The organism is uncultured Aquabacterium sp., assembly GCF_947366995.1.
Lineage (GTDB): Bacteria > Pseudomonadota > Gammaproteobacteria > Burkholderiales > Burkholderiaceae_C > Aquabacterium.
In genome coordinates this window covers 1-19435 of the sequence record NZ_CANBCC010000076.1, presented here as the reverse complement: position 1 = coordinate 19435, position 19435 = coordinate 1, and the positions used below count along the sequence as shown (strand labels likewise).

The 19435-nt window shown below is 66.6% G+C and carries 20 protein-coding genes; 7 read left to right on the top strand and 13 right to left on the bottom strand.

What is annotated here, in order from left to right; translation table 11 throughout:
- Together Q0Z44_RS15890 and Q0Z44_RS15885 are read right to left on the bottom strand one after the other, a co-directional pair.
- The coding region (locus Q0Z44_RS15890; protein WP_298014563.1) for a DUF2442 domain-containing protein at positions 1–512 on the bottom strand (512 nt) is incomplete at its 3' end.
- Positions 513–632: 120 nt separating this feature from the next.
- Complete coding sequence (locus tag Q0Z44_RS15885) at positions 633–1157, bottom strand: hypothetical protein (protein WP_298014561.1); 525 nt, start codon at positions 1155–1157, stop codon at positions 633–635.
- 171 nt (positions 1158–1328) lie between these two features.
- Here Q0Z44_RS15885 and Q0Z44_RS15880 point away from each other — a divergent pair, with 171 nt between their 5' ends.
- From Q0Z44_RS15880 to Q0Z44_RS15860, 5 genes are all read left to right on the top strand, one after another.
- Positions 1329–1526 (top strand): helix-turn-helix transcriptional regulator, encoded by a 198-nt coding sequence (locus Q0Z44_RS15880; RefSeq protein WP_366517634.1) that lies wholly within the window; start codon positions 1329–1331, stop codon positions 1524–1526.
- 100 nt (positions 1527–1626) lie between these two features.
- Positions 1627–2172 carry a hypothetical protein gene (locus tag Q0Z44_RS15875; protein ID WP_298014557.1) on the top strand — a complete coding sequence of 182 codons (546 nt, stop codon included), beginning with the start codon at positions 1627–1629 and terminating at the stop codon, positions 2170–2172.
- A gap of 334 nt (positions 2173–2506) precedes the next feature.
- Entirely contained in the window at positions 2507–3139 is a 633-nt protein-coding gene (locus Q0Z44_RS15870; protein WP_298014555.1) for a cytochrome c oxidase subunit 3, read from the top strand.
- Positions 3136–3405, top strand: a complete 270-nt coding sequence (locus Q0Z44_RS15865; protein WP_298014553.1) for a hypothetical protein — start codon at positions 3136–3138, stop codon at positions 3403–3405. The genes Q0Z44_RS15870 and Q0Z44_RS15865 overlap by 4 nt, the downstream gene beginning before the upstream one ends.
- Before the next feature lie 179 nt (positions 3406–3584).
- Positions 3585–4271 carry a PRC-barrel domain-containing protein gene (locus Q0Z44_RS15860; protein WP_298014551.1) on the top strand — a complete coding sequence of 229 codons (687 nt, stop codon included), beginning with the start codon at positions 3585–3587 and terminating at the stop codon, positions 4269–4271.
- Positions 4272–4296: 25 nt separating this feature from the next.
- On the opposite strand, the gene Q0Z44_RS15855 is transcribed toward Q0Z44_RS15860, so the two are convergent.
- From Q0Z44_RS15855 to Q0Z44_RS15830, 6 genes are read right to left on the bottom strand one after another with little or no spacing between them, the layout of a single operon-like run.
- Positions 4297–5985 carry a long-chain fatty acid--CoA ligase gene (locus Q0Z44_RS15855; protein WP_298014549.1) on the bottom strand — a complete coding sequence of 563 codons (1689 nt, stop codon included), beginning with the start codon at positions 5983–5985 and terminating at the stop codon, positions 4297–4299.
- 30 nt (positions 5986–6015) lie between these two features.
- Positions 6016–7251, bottom strand: a complete 1236-nt coding sequence (locus Q0Z44_RS15850) for an acyl-CoA dehydrogenase family protein (protein ID WP_298014548.1) — start codon at positions 7249–7251, stop codon at positions 6016–6018.
- Positions 7252–7269: 18 nt separating this feature from the next.
- The gene (locus Q0Z44_RS15845) at positions 7270–8361 is read right to left on the bottom strand and encodes a phosphotransferase (protein WP_298014546.1); all 1092 of its coding nucleotides are present in this window, start codon (positions 8359–8361) and stop codon (positions 7270–7272) included.
- Positions 8362–8374: 13 nt separating this feature from the next.
- Entirely contained in the window at positions 8375–9148 is a 774-nt protein-coding gene (locus tag Q0Z44_RS15840) for an SDR family oxidoreductase (RefSeq protein WP_298014544.1), read from the bottom strand.
- 1 nt (position 9149) lies between these two features.
- The gene (locus Q0Z44_RS15835) at positions 9150–10328 is read right to left on the bottom strand and encodes an acetyl-CoA C-acyltransferase (protein ID WP_298014542.1); all 1179 of its coding nucleotides are present in this window, start codon (positions 10326–10328) and stop codon (positions 9150–9152) included.
- Between the two features lie 9 nt (positions 10329–10337).
- Positions 10338–12440, bottom strand: a complete 2103-nt coding sequence (locus Q0Z44_RS15830; RefSeq protein ID WP_298014540.1) for a 3-hydroxyacyl-CoA dehydrogenase NAD-binding domain-containing protein — start codon at positions 12438–12440, stop codon at positions 10338–10340.
- Positions 12441–12621: 181 nt separating this feature from the next.
- On the opposite strand from Q0Z44_RS15830, the gene Q0Z44_RS15825 reads away from it, so the two are divergent.
- Together Q0Z44_RS15825 and Q0Z44_RS15820 are read left to right on the top strand one after the other, a co-directional pair.
- Positions 12622–14427 (top strand): acyl-CoA dehydrogenase, encoded by a 1806-nt coding sequence (locus Q0Z44_RS15825; RefSeq protein ID WP_298014538.1) that lies wholly within the window; start codon positions 12622–12624, stop codon positions 14425–14427.
- Between the two features lie 51 nt (positions 14428–14478).
- A complete protein-coding gene (locus Q0Z44_RS15820; protein ID WP_298014536.1) occupies positions 14479–14961 on the top strand; it encodes a PaaI family thioesterase in 483 nt (160 codons plus the stop codon).
- Here the strand turns inward: Q0Z44_RS15820 and Q0Z44_RS15815 are convergent, their stop codons facing one another.
- From Q0Z44_RS15815 to Q0Z44_RS15795, 5 genes are all read right to left on the bottom strand, one after another.
- Positions 14962–15762 carry an IclR family transcriptional regulator gene (locus tag Q0Z44_RS15815; protein ID WP_298014534.1) on the bottom strand — a complete coding sequence of 267 codons (801 nt, stop codon included), beginning with the start codon at positions 15760–15762 and terminating at the stop codon, positions 14962–14964. It lies immediately after the preceding gene.
- Positions 15763–15906: 144 nt separating this feature from the next.
- The gene (locus Q0Z44_RS15810; RefSeq protein WP_298014532.1) at positions 15907–17073 is read right to left on the bottom strand and encodes an ABC transporter substrate-binding protein; all 1167 of its coding nucleotides are present in this window, start codon (positions 17071–17073) and stop codon (positions 15907–15909) included.
- Positions 17074–17122: 49 nt separating this feature from the next.
- Entirely contained in the window at positions 17123–17839 is a 717-nt protein-coding gene (locus tag Q0Z44_RS15805) for an ABC transporter ATP-binding protein (RefSeq protein WP_298014530.1), read from the bottom strand.
- A complete protein-coding gene (locus Q0Z44_RS15800) occupies positions 17826–18590 on the bottom strand; it encodes an ABC transporter ATP-binding protein (protein ID WP_294637843.1) in 765 nt (254 codons plus the stop codon). Before Q0Z44_RS15800 ends, Q0Z44_RS15805 begins: the two co-directional genes overlap by 14 nt.
- The coding region (locus Q0Z44_RS15795) for a branched-chain amino acid ABC transporter permease (protein WP_298014527.1) at positions 18583–19435 on the bottom strand (853 nt) is incomplete at its 5' end. The genes Q0Z44_RS15795 and Q0Z44_RS15800, both read right to left, overlap by 8 nt.

The window sequence follows — 19435 nt, the reverse complement described above, 5'->3', positions numbered from 1 at the left end:
CCTCGGGGAGCGGGGGGCTGCTGGCCCTCCGCCGCCAGGTCTGCAAGGGCTGATCTCACGAGATTTCGGACACCCAGCAGCGCGAGGTCTGGCGTTGGAGCCAACCACGACAGCGAAGGAAACCCGATGCAGGTGGCCACGAACTCCTGGTCCTCGGCCGACCAGTGAACGGCGTAGGTGTAGAGGTCTTCGGCCTCTGGCTGGCGCAAGCACTTTTCCGCTTCATGCCCTGCCCATCCACCAAGCTGCTCGGGCTGCAAGATGCCCGCCAGAAGAGAAGGCAAATAGAGATCGGCGTCCAGCGCAGGGAAATGGAGGCCTGCTCCTGATGGTGAGACCTCAATTTGCAAGAGGTCGACTGGTTGCGCGTGCTCCAAGCCCGCAGCAAGGCGGGCGTCGAAGGACAGCTCCATGCCCGTGCTCAGCAGGACCACGACGTGACCGCTGGCGGAGTCGTACCGTGCCGATGTCGCCCGCACCCTTTGCAGAGCGGCCAGAAGCTTGTCGCTCATCGCAGAGGGTTCAGTCATCGCCATGCTTTGGTCTAACATCCGCTGATTAATCTGAGGCGCCTGCCCGGCACCGACAGAGAGAAAATCACCGAGCCCATTTCGCGGGCGAAAGTCCAGCGCTCATGGGTGTTGCGGCTCGTCGGTGAGCACCGCCCAGCGGGCCTGAATCACCAGATCGTCGTCTTTGTGGATCCCGACCAACTCGTAGGCGCCTGACTCTGTTTGGTAGCCCACGCCCAGGTTCAGAGAAACGTCGCGGGCAACCACGTAGGCGGCCGTCGCTGCAACTTCGCACCCGTACTCATGCCCTCGGAACACCCTGGCCAGCATGCCCAAGGCACGGATGTCTTCTTGGGTCTGCTCGCGCAAAAACTGAATGAACAGTTGCTGGTGATCGGCCACATCGGCCGGCAGTCCGCCTGGGCGAGCATCGAGGGTTTCAATGCCGAACACGTAGGCGGTGTCGCTCGACTCCACGAACAGCACGTTGGCGAACACCTTGCTGAACAGCCCTTGGCGCACCGCCACAACTTGCGCTGACCAGAGGTCACCCCGCCCTTGCGGCAGAGTCGCAACACGCAGAGGCGCCTTCACCCCAAACGCAATGGGCGCGAGCCCCAGTGGGCTTGCGAGTCGATCCAGCATGGCACTCCCTTCGGGGCAAGTGCTACTGGGCCCTCCCGGCAGCGCGTCAGCGAACGCCCCAAGGGCATGATTCTAGGCCAAGTGCTACTTATAGTCTGTAGACCTATAGTCATCCAAATTGGATTCTCGCGGGCAATGTCAATAGCCCGCAAGTCCACCGAAACAGCGCGCATGCGCTTCGCCAGGCTGCTCAAAACCGAGCGGCTGGCCAGAGGCATCAGCCAGGAAGCCCTGGCTGAGCTGGCTGGGCTGCATCGCACCTACGTGGGGTCCGTTGAGCGCGGGGAGCGCAACATCGCCGTGGACAACATGGAGGCGTTGGCGAAGGCGATGGGGTTGGATGTCAGTGATTTACTCAAGGCCGGATAAGCAAGTTCAGACGCTCTGCATCGAGGCGGCCAAGTAACGCCTTCGGACCAAATGAACATGTCATGCTTCAGGCATACAAGACATTTTCAGGAGGCCATTCATGGAATCTGTGTCCGACATCACTCCGCTCGGGCGGATCTACAAGTTCTCTCAGATCTTCGCTCTGGTTGGCACACCAATCGTCGTCGCAGTGCTTGGATGGAAAGCTCAAGCGTCGGCCGTAGAGATCTCAACGAGCAAAGACTATGTCCAGCTCGCAATGCAGGTCCTCAAAGAGCCCCTGCAAGAGGACCGACTCGCATCCAGAGCTTGGGCAATCGGCATCATCCAAAAATATTCCCCAGTCGCCTTCTCTCCGGAAGCAGGCCGGGAGCTGAGCAAAGGCGCTATTGCCATGCTGGACTCGAATCCCCTTTTGAAGCCAGCGATGGAAGAGCGTCCACCTTGCAGGCGCGTTGACATCAAGTCTTTGCCTCAGCCCTTGGCTATGGAAGTAGCCGGTCTGTATGCCCAGTGCGTGAACAATCAGAAGGACCTCATGTGGCTGAAGACCTACGTTCACATGATCACAGCTGGAGAAAACGAGCCCTCGAACTCCGAGGCAGGCCATCGACCGACACCTCCGTCACTGCGGAATAGCAACTGAGCCAGAGGCTCATTCCGGAATGCGTCCCCGTGGTCGGATGCTACCCATTCCTGGGCACACAGGTAGACTTGTTGTCATCGCAGCCCCGTGGGTAACCGTAAGATGTTGTCGGGTCGGCCTTTTTTGTCTATTGACATCAAAAAGGTCAACACAAGCCTGCTGATTGATCCCCTCGGCCTTCGGTCGACACAAAGCCCCAGGGTGCGTAGCACCTGGGGCTTTTTTCTTTTCCACCGGCATCCCCCCTCGCGCCCGGGTCCTTCTGCTTGAGCGGTGGCGGCAGGCGCCTTAACATGCATCCCAAACGCATCAATTTATGGTGTGCGGGATGAACATGAGCAACGCAGGCCCCGAGGCTGCCCCCTGGCCTGGTGAGATGGCGATACCGCCCACCGCGCCCGTACCAGCCGCGGCACACAGGCGGCCCGGCATCCAGGCCATGTGGGTGGGCGTGAGCCTCGAATACATCGAGTTCGCCGTCTTCTTCGCCGTGTACTTCGTGGCGCGCTGGCACCACCCCGAGGCCTTTCAGCAGGGTGCGACGCGCCTGTGGACGCAGGGCGGGCTGTGTGTCACGGCCGTCATGGTCACCGGCGGCTACCTGCTGACCCGCGCCATTGCCAGCACCCGGGATGGCGACCTGGTGTGGGGGCAGCGCTGGCTGGCCCTGGCCCTGCTCACCGGGCTCATCTACCCGCTGCTCAAGGTGCTGGAGTGGCGCTGGAACTTGGCGCACGGCATCGATGCCTCGGCCGGCGTCTTCGTCGTCGTGTACTACTACCTCACCATCAATCACTTCATCCACGCGTCGTGGGGCCTGATGGGCATGGCGTGGGGCCTGGTGCGGTTCCGGTACGGCGGCTACACCGCCGACGACCACCGCGGCCTCGAAGCCATCGCCACCTACTGGCATGCCACCGACATGGTGTGGCTGATGGTCTTCGCGTTGTTCTACGCCTTCGCATGATGAAACTGCAACCCACCACCCTGGCCTGGATCGCGCTGCTGATGCTCTCGCTCGTGAGCATCCAGGCCGCGGGCCAGTCACACGCTGGCACCAGCCGCATGGCCATGACCTTCGTCATTGCCATCGTTGCGTGGATCAAGGCGCTGATCGTGATCCGCTATTACCTGGAGTCCCGGCTCGCCGGTCCGGTCTTCCATCGAATCATGCTGATCTTTGCCTCGCTGGCGCCGCTTGCGCTGATGGTGAGCGGCCTGCGCGAGCTGTAAGTCGCAAGGCCATCGAGCCGGCCGGCACTGCGGAAAAACTTACCGGCTGCACGCGCGGCCTGACCGATTCGCATGCGCTGCGCCGGGAACGGCCATTGCCGCAGGGCGGGATGCGTGTCAGGCGTGCTGCACCGGGCGTGCGCTCTGTCGCCATCCGACCCCAGAAAAGGAGATCCAGCATGTTGCACAAAGCCAGTCAACTCAAGGGCGCCGTCGTCACGGCGCTGGACGGCGAGGTGGGCGTGGTCGACGCCCTGTACTTCGATGACGAGCAGTGGGGCATCCGTTATCTCGGTGTGCGCACCGGACACTGGCCAAGCGAACGCCATGTGCTGATCCCGCCCACGGCCATCCGGCAAGACGCATCGACCAACCGGCAGCTGCAGATTGAACTGCTCAAGGACGACGTGCTGCACGGCCCTCAGTTCGACTCCGCGCGGCCGCTGACACGGCGCCAGGAGCGGGCCTATGCGGCGTACTATGACACGCCGCTCTACTGGGAACAGGTCCCGGAACCCATGGAAGCCGGCGAAATGCCGCTGCCGGTCGACATCACCGGTTCGGGTCTGGAAGAGGAAGCGCTCGCCGCAAATCGGCCCCTGGCGGAGGCCCATATCCACTGCACGCGCGAGGTACTGGGCTACAACCTGACCACACCGGAAGGGCAGATCGGCAAGGTCGACGACCTGCTGATCGACGAACAAACCTGGGCGGTGCAGCAGCTGATTGTCGACACGGCGCGCTGGCGACCCGGGGGCGAGATCGCCGTGCCGATTGCGCTCACCCGCGGCATCGACCGCGAGCACGATGCGGTCTACGTGAGCGCCGACAAGGAAACCTTGCAAAGCTGGCCGGCGTACCACTGAGTGGCGCCCTGCCCCGCGCGCTGCGTCAGACTTCCTGAGCCTGCAGCGCGCGCCACAGCACCTTGCCGGCGCCCGACTTCGGCAGCGCGTCGGCAAAGGCGACCACGCGGGGGCTCTTGTAGGCCGCCATGTGCTCGTGCGCCCAGTCGACGATCTCCTGCTCGGTGACGCGGCCGCGGTGCGCCTCCTTCAGCACGACGACGGCCTTGACCGTCTCGCCGCGCCGCTCGTCACGGGCCGCGATCACGCAGACCTCCTGGATGGCCGGGTGGGCATACATCAGCGCCTCGACCTCGGCCGGCCAGACCTTGAAGCCCGAGGCGTTGATCATGCGCTTGAGCCGGTCGACCATGTAGAAGTAGCCGTGCTCGTCGGTGCGGGCCAGGTCGCCGGTGCGCAGAAAGCGCTTGCCATCCAGCTCGATGAAGCTCGATGCCGTGGCGGCCGGTTGCTTCCAGTAGCCCTGCATCACCTGCGGGCCGTGCACCACGATCTCGCCGACTTCGCCGGGCGGCAGTTCGCGGAAGGTGTCGGGGTCGACCACGCGCGCGTCGACGTCGAAGATGGGAATGCCCAGGCACTGCTTCATCGGCCGCTGGGGCGGGTTGATGTGCGTGGGGGCCATCGTCTCCGACATGCCATAGCCCTCGAGGTAGTCGAGGTCGCACATCTCCTTCAGGCGCGTGGCCAAGGCCTCGGGCATGGCGGCTCCGCCTCCGCTGAGGCGCGAGATGCTGGAGAGGTCGTACTCGGCCAGCCGCGGGTTGGACAACAGGTCGATCACCATGGTGACGATCATCTGCGTGCCCGTGACGCGGTAGCGCTGGATGAGTTGCGCCGCGGCATCACGGTCCCAGCGGGGCAGCACCACGATGGTCGCGCCCACGTAGATCGAGCCGTTCATGCCGTTTTCCATGCCCGTGACATGGAAGAAGGGCAGCACTGCCAGCTGCACCGCATCCTGCGTGGTCATCAGCCACTGCGTGCCGGCCACGGAGTTGTACATGACGCTGCGGTGCGTGTGCATGCAGCCCTTCGGATGGCCGGTGGTGCCCGAGGTGTAGGGCATCACTGCGAGGTCGTCAGGGCCCTGCGTGAGGGGGCCGGGGCGGCGGTTCGCCGCAAGGGCGTCCGCCCACGCCTGTGCACCCGGCTCGTCCAGTGGCTGACGCGGGTCCTTCACGAAGGCGGGCACGGGCAGCTCAGTGGGTGTCGTCAGGTGGTCGCTGTAGGCCGCGACCACGGCATGGCGCAGCCCCGGCGCGGCGTCATCGGCCGAGGCGGCCGCGCGGCCCTCCTGCAGCAGCGGGCGAACCTGTGGAAAGAGATCCTGCGGGCAGAGCACGACGCGGGCGTCGGCATCGCTCACATAGTGACGCATCTCCTCGGTCAGGTTCATCGGGTTGACCGGCACCACCACCGCGTTCGCACGCAGGATGGCGTAGTACCCGATGATGAACTGCGGGCTGTTCTGCATGTAGAGCAGCACGCGATCGCCCGCCTTCACGCCGCACACCTGCTGCAGATGGCCGGCGAGCCGTTCGGTCTGGTCCTTCAGTTCGGCGTAGGTGGTCACCGAGTCGTAGAAGACGAGCGCGCGCTTGTCGGGAAAGCGCAGGGCCGAGATCTCGAGGTTGGTGTACAGGTTGGTGGCCGGCACGCTCAGGTGGCGGCTGACATGGCGGGGCCAGTGGGCAAAGTGGCGGTCGGACATGGCGTTGGATCCGGGTGACGGGTGATGGGGTCAGTGCGAGGTACGAGCGGGCTCGTAGCGGGCGAGTTCCAGCTTGCCGATCTGGTTGCGGTGCACCTCGTCCGGCCCATCGGCATAGCGCAGCGTACGCGAGTTCGCATAGGCGGCGGCCAGCGGGAAGTCGTCGCACACGCCTGCGCCCCCATGCACCTGCATCGCCCAGTCGATCACCTGGCAGGCCATCGTGGGCGCCGCCACCTTGATCATCGCGATCTCCTGCTTCGCGGCCTTGTTGCCCACGGTGTCCATCTTGTAGGCCGCGTTGAGCACCAGGAAGCGCGCCTGGTCGATCAGGATGCGGGCATTGGCGATGCGTTCGCGGGTGACGCTCTGGTCAGCCAGCCGCCGGCCGAAGGTCGTGCGGTCCAGCGCGCGCCGGCACATCAGCTCCAGCGCCCGCTCGGCCACACCGATCAGCCGCATGCAGTGGTGGATGCGGCCCGGTCCGAGCCGGCCCTGAGCGATCTCGAAACCCCGGCCTTCGCCGAGCAGCACATTGCTGACCGGCACGCGGACGTTGTCGAAGCTGAGTTCGCCGTGGCCGTGCGGTGCGTGGTCGTAGCCGAACACATTGAGTGCGCGCTCCAGCCGCACGCCGGGCGTCTTCATCGGCACGAGGATCATGGACTGCTGCTGGTGGCGATCCGGGTGGTCGGGTGCCGTCTTGCCCATGAAGATGAGGATTTCGCAGCGCGGATCGGGCGCGCCCGAGGTCCACCACTTGCGGCCGTTGATGACGTACTCGTCACCCTCGCGCACGATGCTCGCCTCGATGTTGGTCGCGTCCGATGAGGCCACGTCGGGCTCGGTCATCGCAAAGGCCGACCGGATGCGCCCCTCCAGCAGCGGCTCGAGCCACTGCTTGCGTTGATCCTCGGTGGCGTAACGCACCAGGGTCTCCATGTTGCCGGTGTCGGGCGCAGAGCAGTTGAAGGCCTCCGGCGCGATGTGCGAGCGGCCCATGATCTCGCACAGCGGCGCGTATTCGAGGTTCGTCAGCCCGGCGCCATAGGCCGATTCGGGCAGGAAGAGGTTCCACAGCCCGGCCGCACGGGCCTTGGCCTTCAAGGTCTCCATCACCTGTGTGGGCTGCCAGGGGTTGCCGCGCTGGCGGTTGGCCTCGACCTCGTCGTGGTAGCGGGCCTCGTTGGGGTAGATGTGTTCGTCCATGAAGGCCTGCACGCGCTGCTGCAGCGCGATGACCTTGGGGGAGTAAGAAAAGTCCATGGGGGCTCCTTGTGGGATTCAGGGGTGACGCATCAGGTCCTGCGCCATGCGCCAAGCCTGTTCGGCGAGAGGCCGCGCACGTTGCCCGGTGGTCAGCGCTTCCGCGCTCGCTGCGTTGCCCTGCAAGGCCCGTCGGGTGACGCCCTGCAGGATGCTGGTGAGACGGAAGAGGTTGAAGATCAGGTAGTACGACCACGTAGCGCCCGGAATGCCCGTTCGGCCGGTTCGCTCGCAATACTGGCTCACGTAATGAGCTTCCGATGGGATGCCAAGCGCATCGAGCTCCAGCGCACTCAGGTCACCCAGGCCGCGCCCGGTGTGGCCGTCCATGCGCCAGGTCATGCAGTGGTACGCGAAGTCCACCAGGGGGTGACCCAATGTGGACAGCTCCCAGTCCAGCACCGCCAGGATGCGCGATTCGGTCGGGTGGAAGATGACGTTGTCGAGCCGGTAGTCGCCATGCACGATGGCGGGCGGCGCGTCGTCGGGCGGGAGATGGGCCGGCAGCCACTCGATCAGGCGGTCGACCGCCTCGATGCGTTCGGTTTCGGCCGCGCGGTATTGCTGCGTCCAGCGCGCCACCTGTCGCGCCAGATAGGCGCCCGGCTTGCCGTAGTCGGACAGCCCCACGGCGGCCGGATCGACACGGTGCAGCGCGGCGATGACCCGGTTCAGCTCGTCCAGGAGGGCGCGGCGCTCAACGGGTGTGTGACCGGGCAGGGCCGGGTCCCAGAAGATGCGACCCGGCACATGGGCCATCAGGAAGAAGGTGCTGCCGATGACGTCGGGGTCTTCGCACAGTGCCAGGGTGCGAGGCACCGGTACGTCGGTGGCGGCCAGGGCGCTCATCACCCGGTGCTCGCGCTCCACGGCGTGCGCCGATGGCAGCAGCGCGCCCGGTGGCTTGCGACGCAGCACGAAGCGTTCGCTGCCGGCCTGCACCAGGAAGGTGGGATTCGACTGCCCGCCCTTGAACTGCGCAACCTGCAGGTTTCCGGCAAACGGCCCGACGTTGGTGCGAATGAAATCGGCCAGCCGGCCTTCGTCGAAGGCATGCTGGGGCAGCACCGGCCGGGTGCCGGAGAAGACGCTGTCGTTCAGGTCGCCCATGCCGCGCTCTGCGTCAGATCACGCTGGCGCCGCCATCGACCACCAGCGCCTGGCCCGTGACATGGCGCGAGGCGTCGGACGCGAGGAAGACCACCGCGCCTTTCAGGTCCTCGTCACCGCCCAGGCGACGCAGCGGCGTACGAGCCACCAGCGCATCACCGAGCTGGTCGATGAGTCCGTTGGCCAGTTTGGTGGGAAAGAAGCCAGGGCACAGCGCATTGGCCCGGATGCCGTACGGGCCCCATTCGGATGCCAGCGTGCGCGCGAAGTGGATGGCCGCGGCCTTGGACGTGTTGTACGCGATCGTGTGCATGCCCGGCGGTGTGCCCTTGAGCCCCGCCACCGAGGCGGTCACGATGATGTTGCCGCGCCCACGCGGGATCATGCAATGCTTGCCCACTTCCCGCGTGAGGAAGAAGGGCGCATTGATGTTGAGGTCCATGACCTTGTGCCAGGCCGCGTCGGGGTAATCCTCGGCCTTGCACCCCCACGTGGCACCGGCGTTGTTGAGCAGGATGTCGATCGGCCCGACCTGCTCGATCACCTGGCTGACCAAGCCCGGGATGCGGTCGATCTGCTGCAGGTCGTTGACGACGGTATGCACCTCGTGGCCCAGCGCCTGCAGGTGGGCCCGGGCCTGATCGAGTTCGTCCGCCTTGCGGGCGGTGATGACCAGGCGGGCGCCCATTTCGCCGAGCGCCTCGGCCATCTGCAGGCCCAGCCCGCGCGAGCCGCCGGTGATGAGGGCCACCTGGCCGGTGAGGTCGAAAAGCTGTCGCACACCCATGTCAGCACACCTCGAACAGGCCAGCCGCCCCCTGCCCGCCCCCGATGCACATGGTGACGACCACGTACTTCACGCCGCGGCGGCGACCTTCGATCAAGGCATGCCCCGTGAGCCGCGAGCCCGACACACCATAGGGGTGACCGACCGCAATGGCACCGCCGTTCACATTGAGACGCTCATCCGGGATGCCGAGGCGATCGCGACAGTACAGCACCTGCACGGCAAAGGCCTCGTTGAGCTCCCACAGCCCGATGTCATCGACCTTCAGTCCGGCCTTGGCCAGAAGCTTGGGTACGGCGAACACCGGGCCGATGCCCATTTCATCGGGCTCGCAACCCGCTACGGCAAAGCCCCGGAAGATGCCCAGCGGCTTCAGGCCACGGCGTTCGGCCAGGCGGCGGTCCATCACCACGCAGGCCGAGGCGCCATCGGAGAACTGGCTTGCATTGCCGGCGGTCACCACGCCACCGGGCAGCGCCGCGCGGATCTTCTGCACGGCCTCCAGCGTCGTGTCCGGGCGTATGCCCTCGTCGGACGAGATCGTCACTTCGCGCGTGGTGAAGCGGCCTGTGGCCTTGTCGACCACGGCCATGGTGGTGGTCATCGGCACGATCTCGTCGTTGAACAGGCCGGCATGCTGCGCCGCTGCGGCGCGCTGCTGGGAGCGCACGCCGTACGCGTCTTGCGCTTCCTTGCTCACGCCATAGCGCGCGGCCACCTGCTCGGCCGTCTGCAGCATGTTCCAGTAGACCTCGGGCTTGTTCGCCACCAGCCACGGGTCGCGCCGCATGTGGGTGTTGGCTTCGTTCTGCACGCACGAGATGCTCTCGACACCCCCGGCCACAAACACCTGCCCCTCCCCCGCGATGACGCGTTGTGCAGCCAGGGCAATCGTCTGCAGGCCCGACGAGCAGAAGCGGTTGACGGTCATGCCGGCGGTGGCGACGGGCAGGCCCGCGCGCAAGGCAATCTGCCGCGCCACGTTGCCCCCGGTGGTCCCTTCGCCGAAGGTGCCGCCCATGATGACGTCTTCGACCTCGTCGGCTTCGATGCCGGCCCGCAGCACCGCGTGGCACACGGCATGGGCACCCAGTGTGGGTCCGTAGGTCATGTTGAACGCGCCCTTCCAGGACTTGGCCAGGCCCGTGCGGGCCGTGGAAACGATGACGGCTTCGGTCATGTGCATTCCTCAGTTGAAGCTGCGGCCTTCGGCGGCCAGGCGGGCCAGCAGGGGCGCGGGTGTCCAGAAAGCGCGGTCCACGCCAGGCTCGGCGGCGATGCGGTTCAGCGCCCGCACCACGTTCACCAGCCCCACCTCGTCGGCATAGCGCATCGGCCCACCGCGGTAGGCCGGAAAGCCGTAGCCGTTCAGGTAGACGATGTCGATGTCGGACGCGCGTTGCGCAATGCCTTCTTCGGCGAGGCGGGCGCCCTCGTTGACCAGGGCGTAGATGCAGCGCTCGATGATCTCCTCGTCAGTGATGCGGCGCGGTGTGATGCCCTGCTCCGCACGGAAGCGGGCGATCAGGGCATCCACGTCCGGGTCGGGCACGGCGTTGCGCTGGCCGGCTTCGTAGCGATACCAACCCGCGCCGGTCTTCTGCCCGAAGCGTCCGGCCTCGCACAAGGCGTCGGCCACGCTGGGGCGCGCATCGTCCGGGTGCTCGGCTGCGCGGCGCTTGCGGATCGCCCAGCCGATGTCCAGCCCGGCCAGGTCGCCCATGCGGAACGGCCCCATGGCCATGCCGAAGCGCTCCAGCGCGCGGTCCACCTGCTGAGGCGAGGCCCCCTGCACGATGAGGTCGTTGGCCGCCGCGCCGTAGCGGTGGATCATGCGGTTGCCGATGAAGCCATCGCACACACCGGACACCACCGCAATCTTGCGGAGGGTGCGCGCCAGCTGCATGGCCGTGGCAAGCACATCCTTGGCGGTGTGCTCGCCCCGCACCACTTCCAGCAGGCGCATCACATTGGCGGGGCTGAAGAAGTGCAGGCCGATCACGTCCTGCGGCCGGCGGGTGAATGCGGCAATGCGGTTCAGGTCCAGCGTGGAGGTGTTCGAGGCCAGAATGGCCCCGGGGCGGCAGACCTCATCGAGCGTGCGAAAGACCTCCTCCTTGACGCCGATGTCTTCGTACACCGCTTCGATGACCAGATCGGCCTTGGCCAGATCACCATAGGACAGCGTGGGCTTGAGCAAGGCCATGCGCTCGTGCACCTGCGCGGCCGTGAGCTTGCCCTTTTTCTGCGAGTTCTCGTAGTTGCGACGGATGGTGGTGACCCCGCGCTCCAGCGCCTCGGGCTGGCGTTCCAGGATCACGACCGGGATGCCCGCGTTGAGGAAGTTCATCGCGATGCCGCCGCCCATGGTGCCGGCGCCGATCACGCCCACCAGTCCCACCGGCCGCAGCGGTGTGTCGGCCGGCACGTCGGGGATCTTCGGCGCCGCCCGCTCGGCCGCGAAGACATGGCGCAGCGCGCGGGATTCCGGCGTCTGCATCAGCGCCAGAAAGCCCTCGCGCTCACGGCGCAGGCCTTCGTCGAACGGGCTGCTGACCGAGGCGGCCACGGCTTCGACACAGGCCAGTGGCGCCGGATAGCCTTTGGATGCCGCCGCCACGCTCTGCCGGACGAACTGCAGGAACGGCTCGGCCAAAGGGGCGTCGACAACGCGGTCGCGCACGCGAGGCAGCGTGCCCTGCTCGGCCAGCTGAACTGCAAGCTGCTCGGCGCGCGCCAGGGCGGCAGACACCACATCGTCCACGTCCACCACCGCATCGAACAGCGCGGTGTGCGCGAGCTTCGCCGCCGGCACCTGGGCGCCAGACAGGATCATGTTGATCGCCGTCTCCAGGCCCACCACACGCGGCAGACGTTGTGTGCCGCCCGCCCCCGGTAGCAGCCCCAGCTTGACCTCTGGCAAGGCCACCGTGGCATCCGCACGGGCCACCCGGCCATGGCACCCCAGCGCCAGTTCCAGACCCCCGCCCATACAGACGCCGCGGATGGCCGCCACAACGGGCTTGGGCAGCCGCTCCACCGTCGCAATGAGCGTGTGCAGCGTGGGCTCCTGGGTCGACAGCGGTGTGCCGAACTCGCGCACATCGGCCCCCCCCGAGAAGAAGCGGTCGTTTCCGGTGATCACCACGGCGGCCACCGCCGGGTCGGCCGCGGCGGCATCCAGTGCGCGCACGACGTTCTGGCGCACGGCCAGGCCCAGCCCGTTGACCGGGGGGTTGTCCAGCGTGATGACGGCCACCCGGCCGTTCAGTGCATAGGGCTCGCTCTGCATCGGATCTCCTGGCGCTCAATGTTCTGCAATGCAGAACTGTGTTTTGACGTGCATTCAGCGTAACGCGGGCAACCAGCCCACGTGAATAGGGTTTACGTGGGCCCGCGTTTGCATCACTCCTTTCACAATGCACAGCGCCAGCGGCAAATACACAGAACTACGTTCCGCACTGCAGACCGATATGAGCACAACATCGATCGTTACCCGACGCGACCTCGACTTCCTGCTGTTCGACTGGCTACAGGCTGAGCAGCTGTGCACCCGCCCTCGGCATGCGGAGCACAACCGCGCCACGCTGAGCGCCGCGCTGGATACGGCCGAGGCCGTGGCCCGCGAGCGCTTTGCACCGCTGAACCGCCTGTGCGACGAACAGGAGCCGCGCTTCGACGGCGAGCGCGTTCACCTGCCCCCTGAAGTGGGCGACGCGTTGCGCGCCTACTGCGATGCCGGGCTGCTGGCCGCCAGCCATGATTTCGAACTGGGCGGAATGCAGTTGCCGACGCTGGTGGCGCAGGCGTGCGGCTCGCTGTTCAAGGCGGCCAACATCGCCATCAGTTCGTATGCGGGGCTCACGCAGGGCAATGCCAACGTGATCCTGCGCTTCGGCACCGAAGCACAGCGCCAGCGCTATCTCCCCCAGCTGCTCAGCGGGCGATTCATGGGCACGATGGCCCTGACCGAGCCCCAGGCCGGCTCCAGCCTGGCCGACATCCGCACCACCGCCACGCCGCTGGGCGACGGCCGCTACGCCATCAAGGGCCAGAAGATCTTCATCTCGGCAGGGGATCACGAACTGAGCGAGAACATCGTTCACCTCGTGCTGGCCCGCCTGCCTGACGCGCCGCCCGGCGTCAAGGGCATCTCCCTGTTCATCGTGCCCAAATTCCGCGTGCGCGACGACGGCACCCTCGGGCCGCGCAACGACGTGAACCTGGCCGGCCTGATCCACAAGATGGGCTGGCGGGGCACGACGTCGACCATGCTGTCGTTCGGCGAGCGAGACGCCTGCGAGGGCGAACTCATCGGCCCGCCGCATCAGGGTCTGGCGTGCATGTTCCAGATGATGAACGAGGCCCGCATCGGGGTGGGCATGGGGGCCGTGATGCTGGGCTACCGCGGCTACCTGGCCGCCCTCGATTACGCCCGGGAGCGTCCGCAGGGCCGCCTGCCGGACTCGAAGAACCCGCAGGAGCCACCGCGCAAGCTGATCGAGCACGCCGATGTGCGCCGCATGCTGCTGGCGCAGAAGGCCTATGTGGAAGGCGGCTACGCCTTGTGTCTGTACGCAGCCCGCCTGGTCGACGACCAGCACACCCACCCTGACGAGGCGCAGCGCCGCGAGGCTGCCCTGCTGCTCGACGTGCTGACGCCCATCGTGAAGTCATGGCCCTCGCAATGGTGCCTTGCAGCCAACGACCTCGCCATCCAGGTACACGGCGGCTATGGCTACACACGCGAGTACCCCGTCGAGCAGTTCTACCGCGACAACCGGCTGAACCCCATCCACGAAGGCACGCACGGCATCCAGGCCATGGACCTGCTCGGCCGCAAGATGGTGATGCAGCAGGGGGCCGGCATGGCGGTGCTGGCTCATCGCATGAGCCAGACCATCGAGGCAGCCCAGGGCGATCCCGAGCTGAGCGACATGGCAGACGCGGTGCGCATGGCCTTGGCCGACCTCGAGGCAACCCTGGTCGTGTTGCGCCCCGTGCTGAAGGAAGATCCCGTGCGAGGCTTGGCGAACGCGGCCGTGTTTCTCGAAGCCTGCGGCCACACGGTGCTCGCCTGGCTGTGGCTGGAACAGGCGCGCGTGGCCGCTCAGGCGCTTGGCGCCCGCCCCCATGCCGACGAAGCGGCCTTCCTCAAGGGCAAGCTGCAGGCGTGTCGGTACTTCTGCCATTGGGAACTGCCGCGCACGCAGGCACAGTACGCCTTGCTGCGCACACTCGATGGCACCCCGCTGGACATGGAAGCCGGCTGGTTCTGACGCCGCTGTCGGCCTGTGCCTGCGCCCTGAGCCCTCCCTCCGCTTTTGCCCATGCGCCACCCAGACCCCTCACCGGCCTCCACCAATCCGCAGCCCGAACCGGCGCCTCACACGGGGGACCCCGCCGTGCCGTCCGGCTTCGCGCCCTTTCACACAGTCACCGGCGGCTTCATCAGCCTCATCGGCCCCGTGCATGTGCGGGAGGTGCCGGGTGCCCCGCCCGTCATCGGCCTGCGGATCGCCCCCCAGCACCTGAACCTGCGCGGCATCCCGCACGGCGGCTTGCTCGCCACGCTGGCCGACACGGCGCTTGGGCACGCCATCAACCACGCGCGCGGGGGCCCGCTGTCCATCGTCACCGTCAGCCTCAGCACCGACTTTCTGGCTGCCGCGCGCCTGGGCGACTGGGTGGAAGCCCACGTCGAGATCGAGCGCCTGGGGCAGCGGATGGCGTTCGCGAGTTGCCGCCTGCGCGCCGGCGAGCGCGTGCTGCTGCGCGCCAGTGGGACTTTTGCGGTGATCGGCCCGGCCTGATCAGAGCCGGCCGGCCGACGCTTCCAGCTTGCGCACCAGCTCGATCAGGCGGGGCCGCGCTTCGTCCAGCAGGAACTCCTGCGACAGGCTGAAGGCGGGCCCGGCACAACTGATGGCCATGCAGGGCAGACCACCGCCCGGATTGAATGCCACTGCAATGCCGTTGACGTGCGGCTGCAGATCGCCGAACGAGCGGGTGCACCCGAGCGTCCGGTAGTCGGCCAGGGCCGTCTCGACGCCCTTCTGGATGGCGGGCCACGCCTGCTCGTCGTACTCGCGCACGCGTTCGAGGATTTCGTGGCGCTCGGCCTCGCTCGTCACGGCCAGGTAGGCCCGTCCCAACGCCGAGTTGACGATGGGAATGCGCGAGCCGACATCCACACTCAGGGTGAGCGCTGCCGAGCTGCGGCAGTTCTCGACATACAGCATCGACAGGCGATCGCGCGTGCCGAGCGACACGGTGGCCTTGCAGTGGTCCGCCAGCTCCTGCATCATCGGCCGCGCCAGCTGACGCACATCCAGACGGGCCAGCATGTAGCTGCCGAGGGCCAGCGTGGCGGTGCCCAGCCGGTACTTGCCGCTGTCCTCAATCTGGATCAGGTAGCCGAGCTTCGTCAGCGTGTACGTGAGCCGGGACACCGTCGATTTCGGCAGCCGGCAGCGCTTTGCGATCTCCTGGTTGCCCAGGGCCTTGTCGCCCGAGCGAAAACAAGAGAGGACTTCCAGACCGCGGGCCAGGGCCGTCACGAAATGGCGGTCTTCCTTCTCGGCCACATCGGCGGCGACAACGGGGTCGTGCATGATCGACTTCTTCTCCTGACTGCCCGCTGCATGGCGCGGGGCGACGGTACGCGCCCCGCATTATCAGGCCGCGCCGACGCGGCGAGGCCTCCCTGCCCCGACTCGCGCCGGCCCTCAGCCATGACCACGGCCCACGCACGGGCCTTACAGCGACTTCAGCCGCACTGCCTTCAGCTTGCCCCCCTCGACGACGCCCACCACGGTGTTCAGGTCGGAGCCGCCCTTCTCGTCCACCCCGTTGATGTCATTCGGGTTGATGGCGTCCGGCAGCGCCTTGGCGGCAGCGTCGAGCTTGCCGCGAATCGCCACCGGGTCACTCACCGAGCCCGCCAGGCGCATCGCATTGACCACCAGATGCAGCGCCGTGTAGTTCAGCGACGACTCCGACGATGGGTTGCTGTCGGGACCATAGGCAGTGCGGTAGGCCTGCACGAACGCCTTGGCACCGGGCCGCTCGTCGGCCGTCAGCGGCAGCGTCCCGATCGAGCCCTCCAGCATCTGCAGGCCGCCGGTCACGCGTGCCATCTCGTCCATCTTGGCCTGGTCCATGACGACGAACGGGCCCTTGAAGCCCAGTTCGCGGGCCTGCTTGGCCACCAGCCCCGTGGGCTCGGACGGCCCGCCGATGAACATCACGTCCGGCTTGCTTTCCAGCACCCGGCTCACCCCGGTGTAGAAGTCGGCCGACTTGTTGTACGACATCGGGTTGGTGGCCACCACCGCACCACCGGCCTTGGTCCAGGCCGGCTCGAACGCGGCAACCCAGGCCTTGGCGTAATCGTGGTCGGCCGGCGCCATGCCCAGCTTCTTGCCGTGCTTCATCTGGTTGCGGATGAAGGGCTCGATGTAGGTCAGGAAACTCGGCGGGATCCGCATCGTGAGCTTGTTGCCCTTTTCGGTGATGGTCGGCACGCTGGTGTAAGCCATCAGCAGGAAGTTCTCCTGCTGGTTGAAGGCCTGCAGCGCGAACGCCCCACCCGAGTGCGGCACGAACACCACAGGTGCACCGTGCTGCTGCTTCAAGCGACGCGCGTTGATCGCGGCTTCGGCCGGCGCGTACTTGTCGTCCAGCGCCACGACCTCGACCTTGTACTTCTTGCCGCCCACATCGAAGCCCTTGGCATTGATCTCCTTGGCCGCCAGGTTCAGGCCGTTGAGCACGTTCTTGCCGTACAGCGCGGCGCCACCGCTCAGCGGGCCGGTGTAGCCGATCTTGACGACCTCCTGGGCCCAGCCTGCGCCCGAGCCAAAGGCCAGGGTCACGGCGACGGTCAGCGGCAGGCGCTTGAGCGCAAAGAAACGGGATGGCATGTGCGGTCTCCTCATGGGGGGTTGAACGTCGGGAAACGGGTGCGGCCGATCAGGCCCCGATGTAGGCCTTGCGGATGCCCTCGTCGTGCAGCAGCTGCTCGGGCAGGCCTTCCATGACGATGCGGCCGCGCTCCAGCACGTAGGCGCGGTGCGCGATGCGCAGGGCCGAATAGGCGTTCTGCTCGGCCAGCAGCACCGTCACGCCGCTGGCGTTGATCTGCTGGATGATCTCGAACATCTGCTTGACGACCAAGGGCGCCAGGCCCAGCGAGGGCTCGTCCAGCAACAGGGCTTTGGGCCGGCCCATGAGCGCGCGCCCGATCGCCACCATCTGCTGCTGTCCGCCCGACAGCGAACCCGCCGGGTCGTGGCGCTTCTGCGCGAGGATCGGGAACAGCGTGTAGACCTCGTCGAGGATCTGCTGCGACCGCGCGCGGGTGTCGGACGCGTTGCGGTGCACATAGGCACCCAGCATCAGGTTCTGCTGCACCGACATCTGCGGAAACAGCTTGCGGCCCTCCGGGCAGTGCACAACGCCTTGCGCCACGATGGCAGCCGGCCGCATGCCCACCAGCTCCTGGCCATCGAACGCGATCGAGCCGCTGCAGGCCTTGTGGATGCCACTGATGGCCATGAAGATCGAGCTCTTGCCCGCCCCGTTGGCGCCGAGCAGCACCACCAGCTCGCCCTTGTCGGCATGCAGGCTGACCTGGTCCAGCGCACGGAAGCTGCCATACGACAGCGACACCCCTTCAAGCTTCAACATGCTCGGCTCCCAGGTACGCATCGATGACATGCGGATTGCTGCGGATCTCGGCGGGCGTGCCATCGGCGATCTTCTCGCCATGGTTCAGCACGATGATCTTGTCGGCCAGACTCATGATCATGTCCATCTTGTGTTCGATGAGGCACACGGTCTTGCCATGGGCCACCAGCTTGCGGATCAGCTCGGCCAGGCCCAGTGTTTCTTCCGGGTTCACGCCGCCGGCCGGCTCGTCCAGCAACAGCAGGTCGGGCTCGGTGGCCAGCGCCAGCGCAAAGGCCACGCGCTTGCGCTCTTCCTGCGTGATGTCGCCCGCCAGCCGGTGCGCCACGCGGTTCAGCCCCACGAACTCGAGCGCGGCTTCGGCCTTCTCGCGGCACAGCCGCTCCTCGCGCTGCAGCAGCGCCGTGTTGAGGATGACGTCCCACAGGCCCGACCGCGTGCGCAGCCGGTGGCCCACGATGAGGTTGTCCAGCACGCTGGCCTGGTCGAACAGCGTGGTGGCCTGAAAGGTGCGCGCCACACCCAGCCGCGCAATCTGGTCCGCACGCATGCCGGTCACGTCCTCGCCCTTCACGATGATCTGCCCGGCCGACGGCGCATGCGTGCCGGCGATCAGGTTGAAGAACGTCGTCTTGCCCGCCCCGTTGGGGCCGATGATGGCGTTGATGCGGCCCGCCTCGAACGTGGCCGACACATCGTTCACGGCCGTGAGGCCACCGAACCGCTTGGTGAGGTTGCGGATTTCAAGCATGGTGGGCTCCGGTTCGGGGGGCCGACACAGGGGTGGCCGGCGACGCAGCCTGTGCACGTTTCGCCGACTCCCGGCGCGCCTGGCGATGCAGCCAGGTGCCCACGATGCCGTGCGGCAGGAAGATGAGCAGCACGATGAGCAGCGGGCCGAAGACGACCATGCGGTAGTCCTGCAGGAACTGCAGCGACTGGGTCAGCCACGGCACCAGCACCGAGCCGAGGATCGGCCCGAACAGCGTGCCGATGCCGCCCACCAGCATGAACATCACCAGCTCGAAGGTGTGGTGGGTGGCCGCCAGTTCCGGACCGAGAAAGCGCACGTGCCCGGCATACAGGCCGCCCGCCAACCCGGCGTAGATCACCGACAGCACGAAGGCCAACCGCTTGGTGCGCATCAGCGGGATGCCCAGCGCCTCGGCCAGGGCCTCGCCATTGCGCACCGCCATGAAGCTGCGCCCCAGAATCGACCGAACGATGCGCTGCATCACCACGGCGCCCAGCACCAGAAAGCCCAGCATCAGGTAGTACTGGCCGATGGGCGTGTCGACCTCGCCGCCGAAAGGATGCGCCGGCGCGGGAATGCCCATCACACCGACCGCGCCGTGGGTCACGGCTTCCCACTTCTCGATCAGCAGGTAGATGATGTAGCCCACACACAGCGTGAAGATCGAGAACACATGGCCCGTCATGCGCAACGACAGCATGCCGGTCAGCCAACCCAGCACCCCGCACAAGGCGCCGGCGGCGGCAAACGCCCACCAGAATCCCCATTGGTAATCGGTGGTGAGCAGGCCGACAGCATAGGCGCCGATCGCCATGAACCCGCCGTGCGCCAGGTTGAACTGG

Excerpts from the sequence above, each read along its gene's own strand:
- Q0Z44_RS15885 (WP_298014561.1), bottom strand. The coding sequence starts at position 1,157 with ATGCTGGATCGACTCGCAAGCCCACTGGGGCTCGCGCCCATTGCGTTT.
- Q0Z44_RS15880 (WP_366517634.1), top strand. The coding sequence starts at position 1,329 with ATGCGCTTCGCCAGGCTGCTCAAAACCGAGCGGCTGGCCAGAGGCATC.
- Q0Z44_RS15875 (WP_298014557.1), top strand. The coding sequence starts at position 1,627 with ATGGAATCTGTGTCCGACATCACTCCGCTCGGGCGGATCTACAAGTTC.
- Q0Z44_RS15870 (WP_298014555.1), top strand. The coding sequence starts at position 2,507 with ATGAGCAACGCAGGCCCCGAGGCTGCCCCCTGGCCTGGTGAGATGGCG.
- Q0Z44_RS15865 (WP_298014553.1), top strand. The coding sequence starts at position 3,136 with ATGATGAAACTGCAACCCACCACCCTGGCCTGGATCGCGCTGCTGATG.
- Q0Z44_RS15860 (WP_298014551.1), top strand. The coding sequence starts at position 3,585 with ATGTTGCACAAAGCCAGTCAACTCAAGGGCGCCGTCGTCACGGCGCTG.
- Q0Z44_RS15855 (WP_298014549.1), bottom strand. The coding sequence starts at position 5,985 with ATGTCCGACCGCCACTTTGCCCACTGGCCCCGCCATGTCAGCCGCCAC.
- Q0Z44_RS15850 (WP_298014548.1), bottom strand. The coding sequence starts at position 7,251 with ATGGACTTTTCTTACTCCCCCAAGGTCATCGCGCTGCAGCAGCGCGTG.
- Q0Z44_RS15845 (WP_298014546.1), bottom strand. The coding sequence starts at position 8,361 with ATGGGCGACCTGAACGACAGCGTCTTCTCCGGCACCCGGCCGGTGCTG.
- Q0Z44_RS15840 (WP_298014544.1), bottom strand. The coding sequence starts at position 9,148 with ATGGGTGTGCGACAGCTTTTCGACCTCACCGGCCAGGTGGCCCTCATC.
- Q0Z44_RS15835 (WP_298014542.1), bottom strand. The coding sequence starts at position 10,328 with ATGACCGAAGCCGTCATCGTTTCCACGGCCCGCACGGGCCTGGCCAAG.
- Q0Z44_RS15830 (WP_298014540.1), bottom strand. The coding sequence starts at position 12,440 with ATGCAGAGCGAGCCCTATGCACTGAACGGCCGGGTGGCCGTCATCACG.
- Q0Z44_RS15825 (WP_298014538.1), top strand. The coding sequence starts at position 12,622 with ATGAGCACAACATCGATCGTTACCCGACGCGACCTCGACTTCCTGCTG.
- Q0Z44_RS15820 (WP_298014536.1), top strand. The coding sequence starts at position 14,479 with ATGCGCCACCCAGACCCCTCACCGGCCTCCACCAATCCGCAGCCCGAA.
- Q0Z44_RS15815 (WP_298014534.1), bottom strand. The coding sequence starts at position 15,762 with ATGCACGACCCCGTTGTCGCCGCCGATGTGGCCGAGAAGGAAGACCGC.
- Q0Z44_RS15810 (WP_298014532.1), bottom strand. The coding sequence starts at position 17,073 with ATGCCATCCCGTTTCTTTGCGCTCAAGCGCCTGCCGCTGACCGTCGCC.
- Q0Z44_RS15805 (WP_298014530.1), bottom strand. The coding sequence starts at position 17,839 with ATGTTGAAGCTTGAAGGGGTGTCGCTGTCGTATGGCAGCTTCCGTGCG.
- Q0Z44_RS15800 (WP_294637843.1), bottom strand. The coding sequence starts at position 18,590 with ATGCTTGAAATCCGCAACCTCACCAAGCGGTTCGGTGGCCTCACGGCC.